Genomic DNA, 19,476 nt, shown 5'->3' on the forward strand with positions numbered 1-19,476 from the left:
ATGGACAGTGACAGCATAATTGAAGAGTGAACAAAAAGAGGTATAAAAATACCTCTTTTTTACATAACTATCTATTTTTAGAACTTAGTTGAAACACTATTGTCTACCCTTCTATAAAATAGAAAATCTACTCAAACCTAAAACTTTTTTCACCCAAATTAACCTTAAAATATTTGAACCTCGTATCTGAATCTGGAATCGAGAATTCGAAGCTTTTTTTAGTTCCATTTTCCCATACATATCTTGTGTTAAACCGAAAACCAGAATAAACTTTATCATTTTCATCATAAAAATCAATGCTAATATCTATGTAATTGATGTAATGACCTGTAGTATTTTCAAAATCCCCTATGTAGCGCTTCTCTTTTCCCGATACACCTGTGACCTCTTCAACTACGAAGTTTTTGGGATCAAAAGTATCTACTAATATTCCGTAAACTCTATTAAATTCTTTCACAGCTTTACCAGATTTCAATATACTATCTAGGCTATTTTTATCTTGAACAGGAATTCCGACTATTGAGTTAATATCTAGAAGCAATTCATAACGTTTCCTTTGGTATTTATTCCATTCTCTTACAAAAGTACTGTCCACTAAATCTTGATTTTCTATAGATTTTCTTTCATTCTTTTGAACGTTAATATATTTATTAGCTAATCTCTTTAACTTAGGATTTTTAAACTTCCTATTTTTATACTGTTCAATTTCAATTAGTTCATAATCTATATAGGATTTATAGTCTTCAATTTCCTGTTCATCATCATCCTTTTGGGCAGTAACTTTCCAACGTTCATCTAATCCTGTTGCCAATGAAGTTATGAATTCACTATCATAAGTCTTATTCCTGTTATGGATTGATTGAAATATAGATATTAACAAAAGTATTAGTAATAAAGGTATTAAGGATACCCTTAGTAGTTTTTTTAACAAAGTCCATCCCCCATCTCTATCGTTTTATTTATTATATTAACCCCTTGATTACCATCACGATGGCAAATACCTTTTAAGTGACAACCCAAGTATAGATACTTTTTTATACCAAATTTCATTTAGGTGTATTTTTTGTTTTTAGTTCATTTTATCTTCTTCAAAGTGACCAACACCGTCTTCAACAACAAATATACAAGTTACATCAATACTTTCCCCTTCTTCACTATAATAATTACCTCGTATTTCATATATTCCATCAAAAAATGAGCCTTTGGGCAAAGATAAGAGTTTCGTTTTAAAATAATCAATATGCTCTCTCGAAAATGACTTGCTAGCGTTAGGATCAAGAGAAGCAAAAATACAATCCAAATGAAGACTCACTGCTTTATTCTTCATTAAATTTTTAGGTCTAATATTATAAAAGCCAGCCGCTTCAAAGTCTCCATTATCACGATTCCTGACAGCCTGTGAAAGAATAGTAGCGTAGATTTTTTCTCTAGATACTGGCTCAAATTTATAACTATAATCAAACGTCACTTGTCTATCAAATAGTTTATTAATTTTATTGGCAACGTCTTTTTTGATTTTATCTTCTTCTCGTTGAAAACCTGGTCTCATTTTATAAACATCTAATAAGAAGCTAAACTCGTTAAATTTAACAGTATCAAACAAGTCTTTTTCCTTGTCATTGAGCAATGCTTCGATCTTTGTAGATAACGGAGGATAAAAATCTGAAATATGCTCACCATTATATTCTCGTATATCTGCTCTCAGATTCTCATCTAAAAAATATCCATCAGAAAATCTCTCAGTATAATTCACTTCAACAACAGTACCGTGAAATGCTTCAATTTCTTTATATGTCCCAATTACTTTTACATTACCTTTAAGACCAAGCGATTTAAATCCTTGTACGACATTATTACTCCACTGATGCCCTTTTCCACAAAAAGTCACTACTACAAAGAAAATTAAACTCACAATGGCAACTATTCCAATAATTGTATATCTTTTCGACTTCATGTCACTGTTGCCTCCCTCTACATTAATTTATTTTTCAAGGTCCCCCATTCCATAACTCGAACTCTTCTAAAATCATTATACTATATATAGACATTTTTCACTCATCTTCTTCAAATGAGAAATTTCTCCAGATTAATAGGGACTGACTATCAAAAGTATGATTTAAGTAAAACATCCTAGTCCCACATCCTTATAATTTTCAATCCTACTACTTTTTTATTTCGGAAGAATTAGCACCTATCCTCTAACCGTAAAAAAACACTTTGCAAACTGCAAAGCGTTTTCTTTTATACTTTTAACTAGCGTAACTATATAGACTCACAAGCATAATCAATCTTACAAAATGCTTCTATGCTATCTTATTCTCTAATTAAACCTACTTTGATAAATTAAATTAAACAACCATTGAAGATTGATTAATGGTTTTGGTTGAGCATCAATCACAGGTTGAACAGTCTCTCTAATTTCTTTTTGGACTTTTCGTTGATTATACTTAATCTTGTGATAATGTTCATCAAAAGCATGTTGGACAGAAAAATTACGATTTAAAAGATAGTCATCACCAGATGCCGAACTAAAATATAGAGTATCACCTGAAAGACCTAATATAGACGTTTTCGTTCCTTTATTTCTAGTTATAGCGTACATTCCATCATCATCATAGCTAATATCTTCTATTTCCGGTGTGTAGGCCCAACCCATATTCTCCATTAGCATAATGACATCCGGATCTGTCCCCTCCTTATGAGGGGTATGCTGAGCATAATAAACAGAGTTAAATTTTAAATTAATAAAGGTAAATAGGCCCATTCCCAAGACTGTATACAGCCCTATAATTAGTCCTACAAAAATCCCTAAAATATTTCTTTTTTGCATTGTCATCTTCTCTTTCCTTTTCTACGACCAAACCATTTCTTGATTGGATTAACAACAAACCATTGTACACTATTTTTAACAAGTCTCATAATTTAAGGATTGGTGGCTTTGTAACTGATCTAACATTTTTATGAACAAGAAAAAATCAAGTCTTAACAAATTCCTCCAATACTTCTCCTCACTTTGTTAATCAAGCTAAACATGGTATAATAGTTAAGATTTTTATACTACTTATTTCTGGGTAGAAGTGGGCAGTAAAATTTAAGAAACAGGGGCTAAACCCTTGGTATGAAAGGAATCTAGAAAATATTATGATGAACATGCAAAACATGATGAAGCAAGCTCAAAAGCTTCAGAAACAAATGGAAAAAAGTCAAGCTGAATTGGCTGCTACAACTTTCACTGGAAAATCAGCCCAAGACTTGGTAGTTGCTGAATTAACTGGTGACAAAAAAGTGGTTAACATCACTTTCGATGATGCTGTCGTAGATCCTGATGATGTGGAAACACTCCAAGATATGACTGTTCAAGCACTTAACAATGCTCTTGAACAAATTGACGAAGCGACTAAAAAATCAATGGGTGCCTTTGCAGGTAAATTGCCATTCTAAAAAATGAAAAGGAATCTCGCGGTTCCTTTTTCTATATACTCATCTAGCAACTCAGTCATAACATACAAAAGACTTGGACAAGAAATCCAAGTCTTTTTGTGTTAGTCATATAAAAATTTTATTCTTCAACCAAAGCAAGACCTGACTGTGCGTCTTCTTCGTTTGCCAATTTATAGCGATTCTTTTGACCTAAGTAGATACTCGCTGAATCCAATGAACTTTCTAAAGTAGGGTAATTCACATCCTCATTCGCTGTTTGGGAAGGTACAGGTCCTGAGATTAATAGTTCATCATCATTCTTGACATAAATCTGGTATTCTCCAACCTCGCTAGTTTGAGCTAAAATCTCATTCAACAAGTCTGGGTCAAGCGTTTGAGATACTCCATCAACCACTTGATTAGAGTCCTGCTTATGCTCCGACGAATCCACTACCTCGGTGATAACGATGTAGTCAGGAGTTTCCTCATCTGTAGTCTTAGATTCTTCAGTTTCTGGCTGTTTTTGTCCAGGTGTTTCTTGCTTCTTCGTATCCTGAGCTTGCCCATCATGATTCTTCAAGTCCTCATCACTAACGGTTTGAACCTTAGTCTTATTGGCATCTAAATCAATTTTGGGAGCTTCTTTAACATCAGCCAATACCCCAGTGGTCCCCATGAATAAAGTCAGAGTCCCCAAAGTAGCAATCAAGCTGATTATTGCTTTGCCGATAAAACCATTATCTTTGTTCTTAATCATAAATCCCTCACTATTTATCTGGTTAGCTCTAACTGGCTAACAAGGCGTTCTATTTACTGCTGTAGGAGGTAAAAGGTTGGTTGAGCTGTTTGACCAACCCTTCACCCAGATAACAATCTTAGCATGCAACCCCCTTGATTTCAAGCGTTTCTTTAATTTTTAAGCATTTTAAATAAATGACAACTTCATGTCTTAAAATTGATGCTAATCTATTATCAGATTAGCTTTTTTACGTTATGCAAATGGTAATTTCTTTAAGTAGTACTTAGGGAAATAATAGTTGTTTTTTAGACAGATTCTTCAGAAAGCACTTTTGCTGACTTATCTCCAAAAAAATTTTATCGGATAAGAAAATTTTGTCAAAACACTTTAAATGTAATTATAAAAAAGAATTCTTGAGACAGGAAGTCGAATTCTCAACATCCTAAAATAAGATTAGGAACTAGAATTCCTCTATTAGTCAAAAGAATGCCACAACAAAAGGATTTAAGGGTAACTTTATGGAATACCCCATAATAAATAACTAATCTTAAAGATGCACATCTCTCATTTAGATATATATATTTAAGGTGTTTACAACTTCTTTAAAAATAACTAACACACAAAAAATCATTACGAAAAGCCCTCTATTTCCTCATAAATAACTTTCCCCATATAGAAAATGTATCCTCCAAATTCAAAAAAAATGTCCGTATTCTGGATACGTCATTGCTAGAAACTATGAAAAAACTCTTTATCTATCATCAACTTTGACGGAAAACTAGATCCCCTTTGGCACCCCTATGATGAAGTATTTACCGACCTAAACTCTCCGATAATTATGGAAATTGAAAAAAATAGTATATCCACTCCGTAAAAGACTGAAAATAACCTAACTTTATAACTATTTCACCAAATCTTCACCTCACTCAAAGCTCATCTGAAATAGTATTTTCTCATATGTAAGCGCTTCGTCCACATTTCTGTCACATGTAAGAAGAACTTCTCCACTTTTAACCCTTTTTTTGCCTCAAAACCTAGATATTCCAAGGAAAATCCGTTACAATAGAGTACGGAAAGATAGGTAATTATCAGCATCATTATTTTCGTATGAAAGGGAAATTCATGGCTTATATTCAAATGAAGCATAGCTATAAACGCTATAAAACCGGTGATCTGGAAATTATCGCAAACAACGACGTAAGCTTTGATATCGAAAAAGGGGAGCTTGTCGTTATTCTTGGTGCCTCTGGCGCTGGGAAATCAACCGTTCTTAACATCTTAGGTGGTATGGACACCAATGACGAAGGCCGCGTCATTATTGATGGTAAGGATATCTCTGAATACACAGCCAAAGAACTTACAACCTATCGTCGTGAGGACGTTGGCTTTGTGTTCCAATTTTACAACTTAGTTTCTAACCTTACGGCCAGGGAAAACGTCGAACTAGCATCTGAAATCGTTCCAAACGCTAAAGATGCTACTCAAACACTGGTCGAAGTCGGTTTGGGAGACCGCTTAGACAACTTCCCATCACAACTATCTGGTGGGGAGCAACAACGTGTCGCTATTGCACGCGCCGTTGCCAAAAATCCAAAGATTCTTCTTTGTGATGAACCAACAGGGGCTCTGGATTATCAAACAGGGAAACAAATCCTGACCCTCCTTCAAGAAATGGCTCGCAAACAGGGAACAACTGTTATTATCGTTACCCATAATGCTTCTCTAGCTCCAATTGCCGATCGTGTCATTCGAATGCACGATGCCAAGATTAAGAGTGTGGAACTTAATCCTAATCCACAAAAAATCGAGGACTTGGAATACTAGAAAGGAGCAACGTCATGAAAAAAACAACTTATTGGAAAGATGTTTGGCGAACCTTTGTAGCTTCTAAAGGGCGTATGCTCTCGATTGCCTTACTTATGGCACTGGGATCCTTTGCCTTGATTGGTCTTAAAGTAACTTCTCCTAATATGAAGAAAACTGGGGAACACTTCTTCAAGACGCATCAAACAGCTGACTTGAGCTTAATCAGTACTTACAGTATCAACCAAACCGATCAGGACCTTCTCAATACAATTAAAAAGAAGAATGTAGACATCGAGTATGGTTATTTCAAAGATGCTGTCGTCAAGGGGACGAATACGGCATTTCGTATCTTCTCTAAACCTAAGAACATCTCCACTTACGACCTTATTGAGGGGAAACTTCCTACCAAGGACGGGGAAATCGCTCTTTCCTCAACTTATAAAGAGGAATATAGCGTCGGAGATAAGATTAACTTTTCTGAGCCAGTAGATAGCTCAGGGCAAAAACAGTTAAAGGAACAAACATATACCATTACTGGTTTTGTTAATTCCTCTGAACTTCTCTCTAGGAACCGTCTTGGTAATGCCAGCGCTGGTACGGGGAAACTAGATGGCTACGCCATTGTGCCAGAGACGGACTTCACCTCTAATGATTACATGATTGCCCGCATCCGCTACAAGGATTTGGAAAATGTTAGTCCTTTTAGTGAGGAATACGCAAATAAGATTTCTGAACGAAAAGCTGAACTTAAGAAACTCTTTAAAGATGAACCTGAGAAACGCCTAACTGAGATCAAGTCTCAGTCTCAAGCTCAAATTACTCAAGCTAAACAAGAACTTGAAACAGCTCTCGCACAGACCCAGCAAATGGCTACAAGCAACGCTGCTGAAGCTGCTAGTGTCAAAGAAGCTACTACCAAGATTGAAGCCAAGCAAAAAGAACTCGAAGAAAGTCAAGCAATGGTTGATAATTTACCAGCGCCCAGCTATCAATTCTACTCGCGTCGAGAGATTCCGGGTTCCGAGGGATATGTTGCTTATGAAAGTAATATTAACATCATTCACGATGTGAGTAACATCTTCCCTGTCGCTCTCTACTTTATGGCAGCTTTGGTTACCTTTGTAACCATGGGACGCTTTGTTGAAGAAGAGCGTGGTAAGGCTGGTATTTTCAACGCCCTAGGCTACAGTAATTCGCGAATTATCCATAAATTCGTCATTTATGGTTTGATAACGAGTATTACTGGTACAACCGCAGGTGTTATTACCGGTCATACACTACTTCCGATTCTAATTCACAACACTTATAAGAGCGATTTGCAGCTTCCTGCTTTTGAATTGCACTTCTACTTAGGACTTACCCTTGTGGCCTTCCTTTTAGGTCTCTTATCTGCTATGCTACCTGCCTTTGTGGTTGCCAAGAAAGAGCTCTGGGAAAAACCTTCCCAACTCCTTCTTCCAAAACCACCTCGAGCAGGAGCTAAGATTGTCCTAGAGCGCATCACACCGCTTTGGAAACGTCTCAGCTTTACGGAAAAAGTTACCATGCGTAATATTTTCCGCTATAAGCAACGGATGTTTATGACTCTCTTTGGTGTCGCAGGTTCTATTGCACTTCTCTTCGCAGGTTTAGGAATTCGATCTTCTGTATCTAACCTTAACCAGCAACAGTTTGAAGACATCATTCACTATGATATGATTGTTGCCAAGCAACCAAATGCGTCAAGTACTCTGGATGAGGAACTCACTAAACTCCTCGATAGCAAAGACGTCAAAGAATACTTGAATGTCCATTTTGAAACCTTGCAAAAAATTGTCGGTACCAATAAGGACACCCAAGAAATCTCAACCCTTGTCTTTAACGACCGTGACGAAAAGCTCATTGACAGTTACGTTAGCTTACATGACCGAGACCGCAATAAGACTCTCAAGCTATCTAATGACGGAGCAATTATCTCTGAAAAAATGGCAAAACTTCTAAACCTCAAGGTTGGAGATACCATTACTGTGCAAAACAGTCAGGATGAATCTGTCAAGATTAAGATAGCTGGTATCACTGAAATGTACATGGGGCATTTCCTCTTTATGAATGCTAGCTACTACCAAAAAGCTTTTGGGACACCTTCAGTGAATAATGCCAACCTTGTTACTCTCGCTGAACCAACTAAGCAAAATGTTGAAAATATGGCAGCCAAATTCATCAACTTGCCAAATGTTTACGGTGTTGTTCAAAACAACAACCTTAAACTGCAAATCAGCACTATGGTCAATTCATTGACACAGGTTATTGGTATTTTGATTACAGTTTCCATTCTCCTTGCTGTGGTTGTTCTCTATAACCTAACTAACATCAACGTTTCAGAACGTATCCACGAACTTTCAACCGTTAAGGTTCTTGGTTTCTACAATAATGAAGTATCCCTCTACATCTATCGTGAAACTATTTACCTGTCTATCATCGGTATCTTCGTAGGGTTTGGTCTTGGACAAGCACTCCACCAATATATGGTAAGCATCATTCCGCCAGATCGTATCATGTTTGATCCATCTATCGGTTTGGCTACCTACCTTCTACCAGCTGTTCTTATCGGCTTCATTCTTATTATCCTTGGCTTCGTTGTTAATAACCGCCTAGCCAAGCTTAATATGCTCGAAGCTCTAAGTTCAGTTGAATAAGCTAAAAACGCCTGAGAAGTAATTCTCAAGCGTTTTTTTATATTCGATAAATTTATTTCGTTTTAGTCTTAGCTAACTCCAAACAGTAGGTCTTTACATGACAATGAGGACAAGTCAACTTACGAGTCCTTGGTGTATGTCCGGCAATGGCAAATTCTTTAAAACTTGGATCAAAGGTCCTATGACAATTAGGACAAAGGTATTCAAACTGCTTTCTATAGTGAAACATCACTAAATTCACTACTATAATATAAGCAGGACAGACAACAAACAAACCTCTAGGATCCTTAAAATAATAAATGACTATCAGTAGGGCTATGATATAAAGAAGACTCGCTAGACTGATGCTCCCAAATATTCTCAACTGCAAATGACGCCATGATTTTTGATTTTCCATAAGACGTGAAATGTCTGACAAATCTTCCAGCGAAAGTTGATGTCGTTTAGCAGTTTCTTTTTGCAAGTGACGGGCACGTTTTAGTTTGACCTCTATTTCCTTCGAAGACTTTTCCAAACTCTCGATTTGGTCTGTCAACAAAAGCTCTAAAACCTGTTCCCTATTCTCCTCTTGCAAGAGTTTCTTGATTTGTTTGATTGAGAAGTCCAAATCTCTTAAGAAACAAATGACTTGCAGGCGTTCCAAGTCTGATTCGTGATAGATTCTCCGACCACCTTCTGTGACTTCAGACGGCGTCAAGATACCTCGTTGATCATAGTACTGGACAGTCCTAACAGACACTTCTGCTGCCTTAGCCAACTCTCCTGTTGAAAACTGCGACATCTCAGTCACCTCCTTTTTAGATTTTCTATCAAAGGAGGACCTTGGCCACCCTTGATACCTAGATTCTACCTTATAACGCAAGGTAATATGCAAGCTCTAACCCTAGAGGATTTTCTTTTCTTACAGAAAAAGTTAGCTATCACTCTTTACAGCCTTTACAGCTTCTGTAAAGCCCTAGTCGAAAAGGCCACCCAAACCTAAGGCAGCAAAAGGATTGTTACTGACTTCTTCCTGTTGCTCCAAAAGTTTGGCATTCTCATCTAATTCGAGAAACTTCTCGTAAATCTGTGCGGTCATACGAGCATCCTCCAAGCTGTTATGACCGTGTCCCTTGATTCCAAAGAAATCTGCCACACTAGTCAACTTGAGGTTAACAATACCGTTCAAATCAGAAGCACGACGGGCAAAGGCCTCATCGAAAACATCTAAAGCATACTGCTCTTCCAAGTCTAAACCATTTTCAGCTAGAATAGGCAAATCTGATTTAAGAGCATTGTAGCCAATAAGTGGAGTGTCACCAACAAATGATTTAAAATCCGCCAGAACAGACTCTAGCTTTGGTGCCTTGGCAATCTTATCCGCTGTAATTCCAGTCAAACCATTGATAAAGGATTGCAAAGGAACATCCGAATAGACGAAAGAATTAAACTGGTCCACTTCCTCATGCTGATTCAGCTTAACGGCCGATACTTGGATAATATGGCTAACCCCATCCACCGTGTTAAACTCCAAATCAAAGGCAATATAAGTTTCTAAATTTTCCATTTTAATCTCCTACAATAGTTAAAGCTGAGACTGAGTCCCAGCTTCTTTTTTATTTTCCAAATAGACGTCCAAAGAAACCTTTTTTAGAAGCTTCTTCTTGTTTGGTCTGGATTTCTTCCACTTGGGCCTTGGCTTCGTCAACCTCAACCTTAGCCTCATCAAGTTCCAGTTTAAGCTCCTCCTTGTCCTTCATAGCAGTCAAGGTCAATTGCTGCTGTTGATCAATTTGCTTGTCCTTTTCGGCGATTTGAACGTCTTTAACACGCAATTGGTCATCCATGTTAGACAACTGTTCGTCCTTAGCCTTCAACTGAGCATAGAGACGGGCAATCTCAGAGTTTTTCTCGTCTACAAGAATCTCCAACAACTCACGTTGTTTTGTTTCTTCATCGATTGGCTCATCGTCAAAGATGGTTTTCTTGTAAATTTCCTCCAACTTAATTAAGCCACTGCGTTTAACGACAGTAACCCCTTTAGCATTTTTTTCTAGATCTTCTTCTGGAAGTTGTTTGACACGATTATTGACTGCTTGACGACTAACACCAAGGATTTCAGCAATCTCGCTGACTGTCTTTTCAATACTCATAATAGCCTCATTTTCTCTTGAAATGTCTTACTATGAGAATATCACAATCACTCCTTTCTGTCAATTTGACTAGTTATTCTGGATATCTGAAGGACTTTTTTCCTTTCACTCTTCAAACAATTTACTTGATAGGAAGCTAAGCTTTTGGTAAACTATGTGTGGGTATAAATGTATATAGAAGGAAAGTCTTTGACTTAAACAATCGGTACTTCCAAATTGGCTTTGGTCGGTATCAGATCTGTTATATCTAGGAATGGTGGGAACAATTCCACAAGGTTTGGGATTTTCATTCTTGCTCCAATTTTTGATGGTATTCGAGCAACCTTGGTTGCAAAACGACTTGATATTGAAGCATCAATCACATTATCTTCAACGGTTTGACTGTTGGAGTTTTTTTATTGTTACTTTACTCGCTTACTAAAGCCTCATATTGCCATCCGAGATTGAAAAAAGCCCTAAATTATGCCATAATAAACAAAAGCAAAATAGAAAGAATGAGTCCTATGAAAAACTTCCGTGATGATATTAAGGTCAATGATTTGGCCCAGCCCTTCTTAGAGCCAATCGTCGAACAAATGACCACTGTATTCGACCCTGAGATTGAGCTAGACATTTACAACCTTGGTTTGATTTATGAAATCACTGTCGATGAAAATGGCCACTGCTACTTCCTTATGACCTTTACTGATACTGGTTGTGGCTGTGAAGAGACTATGCCTTATGAAATCGCTGAAAAGCTAAAATCCATTGACGGTATTAACTCTGTCAAGGTGGAAACCACTTATTCACCGGTCTGGAAGATGACACGCATCAGTCGTTATGGACGTATCGCTCTTGGTATCTCACCTCGAGGCGGAAAATAAAAGGAAAACCGGTTGGACATTTCCAACCGGTTTTTTACTAGAGTAACAACAGACAAACCATTACTTGTCATCACACTGCCAACAACTGTCTTAGAAATTAATATCAAAAAATCACATCGAACAAATGTCCGGTGTGATTTTGTTGATATCATTTCATTAGGCTTTACCTGATTTATCCATATTCCAGAAGTCGGTAACGGCACCACGTGACGCTGAAGAAACGATGTGAGCGTATTTACCGAGGACACCACGGCTATAAAGTGGTGGCAACTCAGTTTCCGCTTTACGTTTCGCCAACTCTTCGTCTGAAACGTGCATAGTAATTTCTTTGGTATCTTGGTCAACTGTAACCATATCACCTGTACGGAGGTAGGCAATAGGTCCACCAACCTGAGCTTCAGGAGCAATGTGACCAACAACGAGTCCGTAAGTACCGCCTGAGAAACGTCCGTCTGTCAAGAGGGCAACCTTGTCCCCTTGCCCCTTACCAACAATCATTGATGACAATGACAACATTTCTGGCATACCAGGACCACCCTTAGGACCTACAAAACGTACAACAACTACGTCGCCATCAACGATTTCATCAGAAAGAACGGCTTCGATGGCATCTTCTTCTGAGTCAAATACTTTAGCAGGACCAGTAATGTTACGAACTTTAACCCCTGATACTTTGGCAACCGCACCTTCTGGAGCCAAGTTACCTTTCAAGATAATCAATGGACCATCAGCACGTTTAGGATTTTCAAGCGGCATGATGACTTTTTGACCTGGTGTCAAATCATCGAAGGCCTCCAAGTTTTCTGCAACAGTCTTACCAGTACATGTGATACGATCACCGTGAAGGAAACCATTCTTAAGAAGGTATTTCATAACGGCTGGCACACCACCGACGTTGTAAAGGTCTTGGAAGACATATTGACCTGAAGGTTTCAAGTCAGCCAAGTGAGGTACACGCTCTTGGAAATCGTTGAAATCTTCAAGTGTCAAATCAACATTAGCAGCGTGAGCAATAGCGAGCAAGTGAAGTGTCGCATTGGTTGAACCACCAAGTGCCATTGTGACAGTGATGGCATCTTCAAAGGCTTCACGTGTCAAGATATCTGATGGTTTAAGACCTAGTTCAAGCATCTTAACAACTGCACGACCTGCTTCTTCGATATCTGCTTTTTTCTCAGCTGATTCTGCAGGGTGAGATGATGATCCTGGAAGACTCATCCCCATTACTTCGATGGCTGTCGCCATTGTGTTGGCAGTATACATACCACCACAACCACCAGGGCCAGGGCAGGCATTACATTCAAGTTCTTTAACCTCTTCAGCGGTCATATCACCGTGGTTCCATTTACCGATACCTTCGAAAACAGAAACCAAGTCGATATCCTTACCGTTAAGATTACCTGGTGCAATGGTACCACCATAGGCAAAAATCGCTGGAATATCCATGTTAGCAATGGCAATCATAGAACCAGGCATGTTCTTATCACAACCACCGATTGCAACAAAGGCATCGACGTTGTGACCACCCATAGCTGCTTCGATTGAGTCAGCAATGATATCACGAGATGTCAATGAGAAACGCATCCCTGGTGTCCCCATGGCAATACCATCGGCAACGGTAATCGTACCAAATTGAACCGGCCAAGCACCCGCGTCTTTAACACCCTCTTTGGCAATTTGACCAAAACCGTGCAAGTGGATATTACATGGTGTGTTCTCAGCCCAAGTTGAGATAACCCCAACAATAGGCTTTTCAAAACTATCATCCGTCATCCCAGTCGCACGAAGCATGGCACGGTTAGGTGATTTAACCATGCTATCGTAGACAGATGAACGGTGTTTCATGTTATTTTCAGACACGATATTTTCCTCCATAGTTAATAACTATTCTAATTTAAACTTCTACTCCTATTCTAACATAAATTGTCTAAAAAAACTGACCATTTACCAACTATTCTCCCTTTTTAAATTATGCTAAAATAAAGGCATGAAACATTTTGATACTATCGTTATTGGTGGAGGGCCTGCTGGCATGATGGCAACCATTGCCTCAGCCTTCTATGGCCAACAAACCCTCCTAATTGAAAAAAACAAACGTCTCGGAAAGAAGCTGTCTGGTACTGGTGGTGGACGTTGTAATGTTACTAACAACGGGACTTTAGACGACCTTCTAGCAGGCATTCCTGGTAATGGACGTTTCCTCTATAGCGTCTTTTCACAATTTGATAACCACGATATCATTGCTTTTTTCGAGGACAATGGTGTCAAACTCAAGGTTGAGGATCACGGACGTGTCTTCCCTAAGACAGATAAATCACGGACCATCATCCAAGCTCTGGAAAATAAAATTCAAGAACTGGGCGCTAGTATCCTTACCAATACAGAAGTTGTCTCCGTCAAAAAAGTTGATAAGCAATTCCAAGTTAAGTCTTCAGACCAGACTTTTACCAGTGATAAACTCATCGTCACAACTGGAGGAAAATCCTACCCATCGACTGGTTCAACTGGTTTTGGACATGATATTGCCCGCCATTTTAAGCTCCATGTCACTGAACTTGAAGCTGCGGAAAGTCCACTCCTAACCGACTTTCCTCACAAGGCTTTACAGGGAATTTCTCTTGACGATGTCACTCTGTCCTATGGCAAACACAAGATTACTCACGACCTTCTCTTCACCCATTTTGGCCTATCTGGACCAGCCGCCCTACGTCTTTCTAGCTTTGTTAAGGGTGGTGAGATTGCCCATCTGGACTTTCTTCCCAACCAAAGCCAAGAAAATCTCAAGACTTACTTTGAGGAGAATCGCGAAAAATCTGTCAAAAACACCCTCAAAGCGCTTGTGCCTGAGCGTGTTGCTGAATTCCTAGCAGAAGATAAGGCTGACAGCAAGGTTAAACAACTACGCCCCAAGGACTTGGAAAACATTATCAGTCAGCTTAAGGACATGGAAATCCCAATCACAGGTAAAATGTCACTTGCCAAATCCTTTGTGACTAAAGGTGGCGTTGACCTTAAGGAAATTAATCCCAAGACCCTAGAAAGTAAAAAAGTCCCTCACCTACACTTTGCAGGAGAGGTCCTTGACATCAATGCCCATACCGGCGGTTTTAACATCACTAGCGCCCTCTGTACTGGTTGGGTAGCAGGTATCCAGAGCCCTTGGGATTAGAAAGATTTTTCAATTAAGGACAACAAAAAGTTCCCTTCTGTCATAGAAGGGATTTTTTGTCTATTTCTCAAAGGAGAGGAGGGGATTCGAACCCCCGAGCCCCGTTAAGGACTACACGCTTTCCAAGCGTGCGCACTCGGCCTCTATGCGACCTCTCCACATCAAACGATTAGCCTATTAATGGCTAATCGTTATCTTTAATCAAGTTTTCAAGAGTTAATCTTTAAACTGGGCCTCTACTCGATAGATGACCTGACCTTTTTCTGAGAACTTACGCTCGTATTCAGTCATGACGTTGCCTTCATAATCACTGGCATGAAGGTCCAACCAAACTTTGTTGAGAACCATTCCATACTGTGAAAAGCTCGCCAAACTGTATTCAAAAAGTCCACGATTGTCTGTCTTAAAGTGAATCTCTCCATTTTCAGGCAAAATTTGCTTATAAGTATCTAGGAAAGTCTTGTATGTCAAACGACGTTTCTCGTGGCGACTCTTAGGCCATGGATCTGAGAAATTCAGATACATCATATCCACTTCGCCATCTTCAAAATAATTGGTCAAGGCTGAACCATCCACGCGCAAGAGTTTGACATTTTCAGCACCCGAAGCCAAAACCTTATCCAAGGCATAGCTCAATACAGACAGCTGAATATCAATACCAATGTAGTTGATGTCAGGGTTTTGTTGGGCCATACCAGTAATGAAGGCCCCTTTACCAGATCCTACCTCGATATGGATAGGATTGTCATTACCAAAAAGCTCATGCCACTTACCTTTAGCAGCCTCCGGCTCAAGGATAACGTACTGAGGATGGTTAGCTAGGTGTTCCTCTGCACCTTTACGTTTTCTAACTCGCATGTCTACTTTCTAATATCTGTGCAAGGTCTCTCTGAATTTACGAAGTTCATAAATTTCTCGGTTGGCATGTTCCATATCACGACTATCAAAGAATTTTGAAATCTGTGTCAAATATGAAAACTGCCCATACCAATAAATCTTGTCCATCACAAGGTCGTTGTTCTTATAGCCATAGTATGACAACCACTGTGGCCAATGTGCCAATGGAATGTAATGGCTGAGGATCTGCGCCACATCATACATACGATCTGTTAGACGTACAGAATCCCAATCAACCAAATAAATCAATCCTGAGGTTGTGATGACAAAGTTACTATGACGAGCATCTCCGTGAACAATTGTTGCAATTTCCGCACGAAACTCTGGAAGATGACGTTTCAAATCTCTAACAACGTCTTGAAGGAAGCCATTTTCACGCAATTGGTAAGCGGCATTTTCCTCCCACTCGTGTAGAAGATCGAAAGGATTTTCAATATGATAATCCAACTGCAAGAGTTGATTAACCAAGTGTTTAGAGCGGTGCAAATTACCAAGAATTTGGATAATCTGTTTACTGTTCATGTCATGTTTGGTCAAAATACGACCATCAAGCCACTCCTGTGCACTCATCATGTCACCATTTCCCAGACGCTTAGCCCACAAGAGCTGTGGTGCAATCTGTTCCTTGGCAAGAGCTGCCAAGATTGGTGTTGTATTCATCTTCACAAAGACGCGATCTCCGTTTGGGTAAGTTCCCATATAGGCCTTACCACTATTTCCTTTGAGAGGAGTCAGGCTCAAATCTTTATCTGTTGATGTCACCTAGGCATCTCCTTTTTCTTTAGTCATTCGTTTCTATTTTAACTTATTTAATAGGTGTTAGTCAATCATCTTCTTAAGCTTGGCTGGTAGGTAAACAAGGCTCAGAACTAGCATCATTCCAACCAAAATCAGGCTAAACTTAAGGTCGAAGAGACAAATAGCCTGTACCAGAGTCATCCCAAGTACAATCTGGCTAATCAAGCGCTTAAGATTGCTTACCTGCATGTCTTTTCCAACTGGCATAAGGTTAGCCATTCTCTGATAAGCAAAGTGCGATTTAAGTGCCGTGAGCTGAAAGAGCAAGAGGTAATCAAAAACAACCACAAGCACCATAGCCAACCATTTTTCAGGAACCAAAAAGATAACTAGAAGTGTTAGGGCAAACAGGCGTAAACTAAGGGCAAAGTAATCCCCAGAACGCAAGAAGGCTCTTAGGTAAAGATTGTACCAAGTATGTTCCTTGTCTTTCTTTGTACGTTTGAGAATACCATCCAAATAAGCACGGCGTTTAACACTCGACGTAATCCCTTTAACATTGGTAAAGAGTGAAAAGAACTTCAGAATCGATTGTTGACGCTTATTTTCCGCTGCAATAGCCTCAGTCCAATTCAGTCCAGACTGCTTATAAAAAGGTTGAGCCTTTTTCTGAAAAATGAAGTACTTAAGAATAGCCATAGCCACAGCTACAAGGATAACTCCCCAAACTGGAAGTCCCAAGGCTAAAAAGAGCGGAATAACCAAAATAAAAATCAGGCTTTGTACGATTACCCAAAATCTAAAAGCACGCCCTGTTGCCTTCTTAACATGGTCTAACACCTCTTCTTCCTTCACCAAAAGGTAATGCTTATCAGCTGGCTCTAAATAAGTCGCAATATTCCCCCAGAAAGGCAATAGAAGACAAAGCACTAGCAAACCAAGAATGATTGCCCACGGATTCTTTGGAAAATGTCGAAGCAACTGGCTATACTGAACCAATACAAAACCTAGCAGAAAGAGAAGAACCAAGATAAAGTGATCATTAAAGACGTAGCGACTATACTTAGCACAGCGGGCATTGAATCGCTTGCTACGCTCCTTAAATAGCTTAGCTATCATGACAATTCTCCCTTAGTTAACTGCATGTAGATATCGTTAAGACTAGCACTATCATCGCCAAAAGTCTGACGGAGCTCCTCAAGAGTTCCCTGTGCCAAGACCTGTCCATGGTGCAAAATCACGAAGCGGTCACACATCTTCTCAGCCGAATCCAAAACGTGTGTAGACATGAGAATTGCCTTGCCCTTAGCTTTTTCCTCAGCTAAAAGCTCAATTAAGTCGGAGATTGCCAAGGGGTCCAAGCCCAAGAAGGGTTCATCAACAATGAAAAGACTTGGATTCACAATAAAGGCACAGATAATCATGACCTTCTGCTTCATCCCCTTTGAAAACTGAGTCGGGAACCAATCTAGCTTTTCATCTAAACGAAAGAGCTTAAGGTACTTGTCCGCACGTGCCATTCCTTCAGTCACATCAAGACCATAGGCCATCAACACCGTTTTCAAATGTTCACGAAGCGTCAATTCTTCATAGAGGCTTGGCGTTTCAGGGATGTAACCAATCTTCTGACGATAGCTAGCTGAATCTTGCTGAATGGTTAACCCATCAATGGCAATCTGTCCCCCATAAGGTGTTAAGAGACCAATAATCTCGTTAATTGTTGTTGATTTCCCAGCACCATTAAGACCGATAAGACCAACTAATTCGCCATCAGCCACCTCAAAAGTCACATCTTTTAGGACGGGAATATTAGCGTAACCACCCGTCACCTTTTCTAATTTAAGCATTATCTTTTCTCTCTTTGGTATGATATAATCTATTATAACAAAAACTCATGGAAAGGTCGTTATTATGGATAATTGTATTTTCTGTAAAATTATATCTGGAGAAATCCCTTCATCAAAAGTCTACGAGGACGACAAGGTTCTAGCCTTCCTCGATATTTCACAAGCTACAAAAGGACATACCTTGGTTATTCCTAAAGAGCACGTTCGTAACATCTTAGAAATGTCTGCTGAGACTGCTGAGACTGTCTTTAGCCGTGTTCCAAAAATTGCTCGTGCCGTGCAAAAAGCAACTAGAGCAATCGGCATGAATATCCTTAATAACAACGAAGAAGTTGCTGGACAAACCGTCTTCCACGCTCATATTCATCTCGTTCCTCGTTACGGTGCAGACGATGGTATCCACATGGGATTTGACGAACACGAACCAGACTTCGCTGCCCTGGCTGACCTTGCTGACAGCATCGCTAAAGAGGTAACAGAATGAAAATTGGACGCTTTCTAGCTCTTGGAGCCCTCGCCTACGGTGCCTACTACGCCTATAAACGACGTGAAGACATCAAAGAGGAAATCCTAGACCTCAACCAATCACGAGAAAATATCTCTCACGATCTGGACAATATCAAACGCAACCTTGACATCATCAAGGAACAAAACCTTGTTCTCGCTGACATCAAACAAGACCTTAACTATAAAACACGCGTCTTCAAGAAAAACCTCGAACCCCGACTCAACATCATCCAAGAACGCTTGAAAAAATATCAGGGTGAGGATAAAGAATAAAGGTAAGTAGCCTGTGCTACTTACCTTTTTTATCAATGATGAAAACTTATAAAAAGTTTATGGATAGTGTAATAGTCACTCAATGTTCCTTTTTTTCACAACAGAAAGTACCATTCAATAATAAAAGGCACCACTAATCAGATTAAAGAGAACACTACTAAACCTATTTTCATATAATTACTATTTCTCTTTTAAAGCATTAATAATAGAACGTGTTGCTGATCTCGTTAAGCCTTGATTTTTAGGATGTGTCCTTAAATAGGAATGGACTTTGGTACCAGTATCTGAACGTGTGTAACCATTTGTATTAACAATCTTATTACTTAACAGTTTATCCAATAAATCCATTCTGCATCTCCTCACAATTAGTAATTAAAATTTATACTAAATGAATTCATTGTATCATAGTT

General features: G+C 39.1%; 20 protein-coding genes and 1 tRNA gene. 7 read left to right on the forward strand and 14 right to left on the reverse strand.

Going from position 1 to position 19,476, the window contains the following annotated elements; translation table 11 throughout:
* Nucleotides 1-127 precede the first annotated feature (127 nt).
* From AX662_RS05905 to AX662_RS05915, 3 genes are all read right to left on the reverse strand, one after another.
* Nucleotides 128-811 (reverse strand): FxLYD domain-containing protein, encoded by a 684-nt coding sequence (locus AX662_RS05905; protein ID WP_229040623.1) that lies wholly within the window; start codon nt 809-811, stop codon nt 128-130.
* Between the two features lie 258 nt (nt 812-1,069).
* Entirely contained in the window at nt 1,070-1,954 is an 885-nt protein-coding gene (locus AX662_RS05910; RefSeq protein ID WP_060971896.1) for a hypothetical protein, read from the reverse strand.
* Between the two features lie 366 nt (nt 1,955-2,320).
* Nucleotides 2,321-2,830 carry a hypothetical protein gene (locus tag AX662_RS05915; RefSeq protein ID WP_060971924.1) on the reverse strand — a complete coding sequence of 170 codons (510 nt, stop codon included), beginning with the start codon at nt 2,828-2,830 and terminating at the stop codon, nt 2,321-2,323.
* Nucleotides 2,831-3,141: 311 nt separating this feature from the next.
* Between AX662_RS05915 and AX662_RS05920 the strand changes: the two genes are divergently transcribed.
* On the forward strand, nt 3,142-3,441 hold the full coding sequence (locus tag AX662_RS05920) for a YbaB/EbfC family nucleoid-associated protein (RefSeq protein ID WP_060971897.1): 300 nt from the start codon (nt 3,142-3,144) through the stop codon (nt 3,439-3,441).
* Nucleotides 3,442-3,559: 118 nt separating this feature from the next.
* On the opposite strand, the gene AX662_RS05925 is transcribed toward AX662_RS05920, so the two are convergent.
* Complete coding sequence (locus AX662_RS05925; RefSeq protein ID WP_060971898.1) at nt 3,560-4,177, reverse strand: hypothetical protein; 618 nt, start codon at nt 4,175-4,177, stop codon at nt 3,560-3,562.
* A 1,104-nt stretch (nt 4,178-5,281) separates the two neighbouring features.
* Here AX662_RS05925 and AX662_RS05930 point away from each other — a divergent pair.
* Nucleotides 5,282-5,983: an ABC transporter ATP-binding protein gene (locus AX662_RS05930; RefSeq protein WP_002884692.1), complete on the forward strand. Its 702-nt coding sequence runs from the start codon at nt 5,282-5,284 to the stop codon at nt 5,981-5,983.
* A 14-nt stretch (nt 5,984-5,997) separates the two neighbouring features.
* Nucleotides 5,998-8,640 (forward strand): FtsX-like permease family protein, encoded by a 2,643-nt coding sequence (locus AX662_RS05935; protein ID WP_060971899.1) that lies wholly within the window; start codon nt 5,998-6,000, stop codon nt 8,638-8,640.
* A 52-nt stretch (nt 8,641-8,692) separates the two neighbouring features.
* Here the strand turns inward: AX662_RS05935 and AX662_RS05940 are convergent, their stop codons facing one another.
* From AX662_RS05940 to AX662_RS05950, 3 genes are all read right to left on the reverse strand, one after another.
* The gene (locus AX662_RS05940; protein ID WP_060971900.1) at nt 8,693-9,421 is read right to left on the reverse strand and encodes a MerR family transcriptional regulator; all 729 of its coding nucleotides are present in this window, start codon (nt 9,419-9,421) and stop codon (nt 8,693-8,695) included.
* A gap of 174 nt (nt 9,422-9,595) precedes the next feature.
* Nucleotides 9,596-10,186 (reverse strand): 3'-5' exonuclease, encoded by a 591-nt coding sequence (locus AX662_RS05945; RefSeq protein WP_060971901.1) that lies wholly within the window; start codon nt 10,184-10,186, stop codon nt 9,596-9,598.
* Nucleotides 10,187-10,235: 49 nt separating this feature from the next.
* The gene (locus tag AX662_RS05950; RefSeq protein ID WP_002884601.1) at nt 10,236-10,772 is read right to left on the reverse strand and encodes a DUF536 domain-containing protein; all 537 of its coding nucleotides are present in this window, start codon (nt 10,770-10,772) and stop codon (nt 10,236-10,238) included.
* Nucleotides 10,773-11,275: 503 nt separating this feature from the next.
* Here AX662_RS05950 and AX662_RS05955 point away from each other — a divergent pair.
* The gene (locus AX662_RS05955; protein WP_037598415.1) at nt 11,276-11,635 is read left to right on the forward strand and encodes a metal-sulfur cluster assembly factor; all 360 of its coding nucleotides are present in this window, start codon (nt 11,276-11,278) and stop codon (nt 11,633-11,635) included.
* A gap of 156 nt (nt 11,636-11,791) precedes the next feature.
* Here AX662_RS05955 and ilvD read toward each other — a convergent pair whose 3' ends face one another.
* Nucleotides 11,792-13,510 carry a dihydroxy-acid dehydratase gene (gene ilvD, locus AX662_RS05960; RefSeq protein WP_014632703.1) on the reverse strand — a complete coding sequence of 573 codons (1,719 nt, stop codon included), beginning with the start codon at nt 13,508-13,510 and terminating at the stop codon, nt 11,792-11,794.
* Nucleotides 13,511-13,622: 112 nt separating this feature from the next.
* On the opposite strand from ilvD, the gene AX662_RS05965 reads away from it, so the two are divergent.
* Entirely contained in the window at nt 13,623-14,804 is a 1,182-nt protein-coding gene (locus AX662_RS05965; protein ID WP_014634936.1) for an NAD(P)/FAD-dependent oxidoreductase, read from the forward strand.
* Between the two features lie 71 nt (nt 14,805-14,875).
* On the opposite strand, the gene AX662_RS05970 is transcribed toward AX662_RS05965, so the two are convergent.
* The 5 genes from AX662_RS05970 to AX662_RS05990 form a co-directional block, all read right to left on the reverse strand.
* Nucleotides 14,876-14,962: transfer RNA gene (locus AX662_RS05970), tRNA-Ser, on the reverse strand.
* A 58-nt stretch (nt 14,963-15,020) separates the two neighbouring features.
* Complete coding sequence (gene trmB, locus AX662_RS05975; RefSeq protein ID WP_003096317.1) at nt 15,021-15,662, reverse strand: tRNA (guanosine(46)-N7)-methyltransferase TrmB; 642 nt, start codon at nt 15,660-15,662, stop codon at nt 15,021-15,023.
* Nucleotides 15,663-15,671: 9 nt separating this feature from the next.
* The gene (gene ccrZ, locus AX662_RS05980; protein WP_002884270.1) at nt 15,672-16,463 is read right to left on the reverse strand and encodes a cell cycle regulator CcrZ; all 792 of its coding nucleotides are present in this window, start codon (nt 16,461-16,463) and stop codon (nt 15,672-15,674) included.
* A gap of 57 nt (nt 16,464-16,520) precedes the next feature.
* The gene (locus AX662_RS05985; RefSeq protein WP_371748832.1) at nt 16,521-17,555 is read right to left on the reverse strand and encodes an ABC transporter permease; all 1,035 of its coding nucleotides are present in this window, start codon (nt 17,553-17,555) and stop codon (nt 16,521-16,523) included.
* Nucleotides 17,555-18,286, reverse strand: coding sequence for an ABC transporter ATP-binding protein (locus tag AX662_RS05990; protein ID WP_014634937.1), 732 nt, complete (start codon nt 18,284-18,286; stop codon nt 17,555-17,557). Before AX662_RS05990 ends, AX662_RS05985 begins: the two co-directional genes overlap by 1 nt.
* A gap of 64 nt (nt 18,287-18,350) precedes the next feature.
* Here AX662_RS05990 and AX662_RS05995 point away from each other — a divergent pair, with 64 nt between their 5' ends.
* Nucleotides 18,351-18,770: an HIT family protein gene (locus AX662_RS05995; protein WP_037599159.1), complete on the forward strand. Its 420-nt coding sequence runs from the start codon at nt 18,351-18,353 to the stop codon at nt 18,768-18,770.
* Nucleotides 18,767-19,066, forward strand: coding sequence for a hypothetical protein (locus AX662_RS06000; protein ID WP_014634939.1), 300 nt, complete (start codon nt 18,767-18,769; stop codon nt 19,064-19,066). Before AX662_RS05995 ends, AX662_RS06000 begins: the two co-directional genes overlap by 4 nt.
* A gap of 180 nt (nt 19,067-19,246) precedes the next feature.
* On the opposite strand, the gene AX662_RS10760 is transcribed toward AX662_RS06000, so the two are convergent.
* Nucleotides 19,247-19,414, reverse strand: a complete 168-nt coding sequence (locus AX662_RS10760) for a hypothetical protein (protein WP_014634940.1) — start codon at nt 19,412-19,414, stop codon at nt 19,247-19,249.
* Nucleotides 19,415-19,476 lie beyond the last annotated feature (62 nt).

Source organism: Streptococcus sp. CCH5-D3, assembly GCF_001556435.1.
Classification (GTDB): Bacteria; Bacillota; Bacilli; order Lactobacillales; family Streptococcaceae; genus Streptococcus.

Bases quoted from the DNA above. Each gene is read 5' to 3' on its own strand.
- AX662_RS05955 (WP_037598415.1), top strand. From the start codon at position 11,276: ATGAAAAACTTCCGTGATGATATTAAGGTCAATGATTTGGCCCAGCCC.
- AX662_RS05935 (WP_060971899.1), top strand. From the start codon at position 5,998: ATGAAAAAAACAACTTATTGGAAAGATGTTTGGCGAACCTTTGTAGCT.
- AX662_RS05940 (WP_060971900.1), bottom strand. From the start codon at position 9,421: ATGTCGCAGTTTTCAACAGGAGAGTTGGCTAAGGCAGCAGAAGTGTCT.
- AX662_RS05915 (WP_060971924.1), bottom strand. From the start codon at position 2,830: ATGCAAAAAAGAAATATTTTAGGGATTTTTGTAGGACTAATTATAGGG.
- AX662_RS05945 (WP_060971901.1), bottom strand. From the start codon at position 10,186: ATGGAAAATTTAGAAACTTATATTGCCTTTGATTTGGAGTTTAACACG.
- AX662_RS05990 (WP_014634937.1), bottom strand. From the start codon at position 18,286: ATGCTTAAATTAGAAAAGGTGACGGGTGGTTACGCTAATATTCCCGTC.
- AX662_RS05925 (WP_060971898.1), bottom strand. From the start codon at position 4,177: ATGATTAAGAACAAAGATAATGGTTTTATCGGCAAAGCAATAATCAGC.
- AX662_RS05995 (WP_037599159.1), top strand. From the start codon at position 18,351: ATGGATAATTGTATTTTCTGTAAAATTATATCTGGAGAAATCCCTTCA.
- AX662_RS10760 (WP_014634940.1), bottom strand. From the start codon at position 19,414: ATGGATTTATTGGATAAACTGTTAAGTAATAAGATTGTTAATACAAAT.
- AX662_RS05920 (WP_060971897.1), top strand. From the start codon at position 3,142: ATGATGAACATGCAAAACATGATGAAGCAAGCTCAAAAGCTTCAGAAA.
- trmB (WP_003096317.1), bottom strand. From the start codon at position 15,662: ATGCGAGTTAGAAAACGTAAAGGTGCAGAGGAACACCTAGCTAACCAT.
- AX662_RS05965 (WP_014634936.1), top strand. From the start codon at position 13,623: ATGAAACATTTTGATACTATCGTTATTGGTGGAGGGCCTGCTGGCATG.
- AX662_RS05950 (WP_002884601.1), bottom strand. From the start codon at position 10,772: ATGAGTATTGAAAAGACAGTCAGCGAGATTGCTGAAATCCTTGGTGTT.
- AX662_RS06000 (WP_014634939.1), top strand. From the start codon at position 18,767: ATGAAAATTGGACGCTTTCTAGCTCTTGGAGCCCTCGCCTACGGTGCC.
- AX662_RS05930 (WP_002884692.1), top strand. From the start codon at position 5,282: ATGGCTTATATTCAAATGAAGCATAGCTATAAACGCTATAAAACCGGT.
- ilvD (WP_014632703.1), bottom strand. From the start codon at position 13,510: ATGGAGGAAAATATCGTGTCTGAAAATAACATGAAACACCGTTCATCT.
- AX662_RS05910 (WP_060971896.1), bottom strand. From the start codon at position 1,954: ATGAAGTCGAAAAGATATACAATTATTGGAATAGTTGCCATTGTGAGT.